This is a genomic window from Kytococcus sp. HMSC28H12, from assembly GCF_001816045.1.
Lineage (GTDB): Bacteria > Actinomycetota > Actinomycetes > Actinomycetales > Dermatophilaceae > Kytococcus > Kytococcus schroeteri.
The window spans coordinates 1-1,615 of the sequence record NZ_KV824457.1; the positions used below are offsets into that span (position 1 = coordinate 1).

The window sequence follows — 1,615 nt, forward strand, 5'->3', positions numbered from 1 at the left end:
CCCGCCCGAGCCGTCGATGCGGATCATCAGCGACATCTTCGCCCACACCAGTGCGCACATGCCGCGGTTCAACTCGATCTCCATCTCCGGGTACCACATCCAGGAGGCCGGGGCCACGCAGGACCTCGAGCTGGCGTACACGCTGGCCGACGGCGTGGAGTACCTGCGCGCCGGCATCGAGGCCGGGCTGGACGTCGACACCTTCGCGCCGCGCCTGAGCTTCTTCTGGGCCATCGGCATGAACTTCTCGATGGAGGTGGCCAAGCTCCGCGCGGCCCGGCTGCTCTGGGCGCGCCTGGTGCGGCAGTTCGAGCCGAGGAACCCCAAGTCGATGTCGCTGCGCACCCACAGCCAGACCTCCGGCTGGTCGCTGACCGCCCAGGACGTCTACAACAACGTGGTGCGTACCTGCATCGAGGCCATGGCCGCCACGCAGGGGCACACGCAGAGCCTGCACACCAATGCCCTGGACGAGGCGATCGCGCTGCCCACGGACTTCTCCGCCCGCATCGCGCGCAACACCCAGCTGCTGCTGCAGCAGGAGTCCGGCACCACCCAGACCGTGGACCCGTGGGGCGGCAGCGCGTACATCGAGACGCTCACCCACGACCTCGCGCAGCGGGCGTGGGCGCACATCCAGGAGGTGGAGGCCGCCGGCGGCATGGCCCAGGCCATCGAGGCCGGGCTGCCCAAGCTCCGCATCGAGGAGGCCGCCGCCCGCACCCAGGCGCGACTGGACTCCGGCCGCCAGGCGCTGGTGGGCGTGAACCTCTACCCGGTGGACGAGGACGAGCCCATCGAGATCCTCAAGGTGGACAACGCCCGCGTGCGCGCCGAGCAGCTGGAGAAGCTGCAGCGGCTGCGCGCCGAGCGCGACGAGGACGCCTGCCGGGCCGCGCTGACCGCGCTCACCGAGGGGGCACGCGGTGACGGCAACCTGCTGGCCCTGTGCATCGAGGCCGCCCGGGCGCACGCCAGCGTGGGCGAGATGAGCGACGCGATGGAGGAGGTCTTCGGCCGCTACACCGCGCAGATCCGTACGATCTCCGGTGTGTACAGCCAGGAGGCCGGCGACGACGCCGCCATCGACGCCGCCCGCGAGGCCGTGGAGGCCTTCGCCGAGGAGGACGGCCGTCGCCCGCGCATCCTCGTGGCCAAGATGGGCCAGGACGGGCACGACCGCGGCCAGAAGGTGGTGGCCACCGCGTACGCCGACCTCGGCTTCGACGTGGACGTGGGCCCGCTCTTCCAGACCCCGCAGGAGGTGGCACGTCAGGCCGTGGAGGCCGACGTGCACGTGGTGGGCGTGTCCTCGTTGGCGGCCGGGCACCTCACCCTCGTGCCGGCGCTGCGGGCCGAGCTCGACGCGCTCGACGGCCAGGACGTGTGCATCGTGGTCGGTGGCGTGATCCCCGAGCAGGACTTCGCCGAGCTGCGCGAGGCCGGGGCGGACGCGATCTACCCGCCGGGCACCGTCATCGCGAAGGCGGCGGTGGACCTCATCGGGACGCTGCGTCGCAAGGCCGGGCACGCCACCGACCCCACCGGCGCCTGACCGTGACGGCGGTGGACCCGGCGGCGCTGGCCGAGGGCGTCCTGGCGGGCAACCGCCGGG

General features: G+C 72.5%; 1 protein-coding gene. It reads left to right on the plus strand.

Annotated elements, in window-relative coordinates; genetic code table 11:
- Nucleotides 1-1,555, plus strand: a 1,555-nt coding sequence (scpA, locus tag HMPREF3099_RS06210; RefSeq protein ID WP_070705194.1) for a methylmalonyl-CoA mutase, incomplete at its 5' end; no start/stop codon positions are given.
- Nucleotides 1,556-1,615 lie beyond the last annotated feature (60 nt).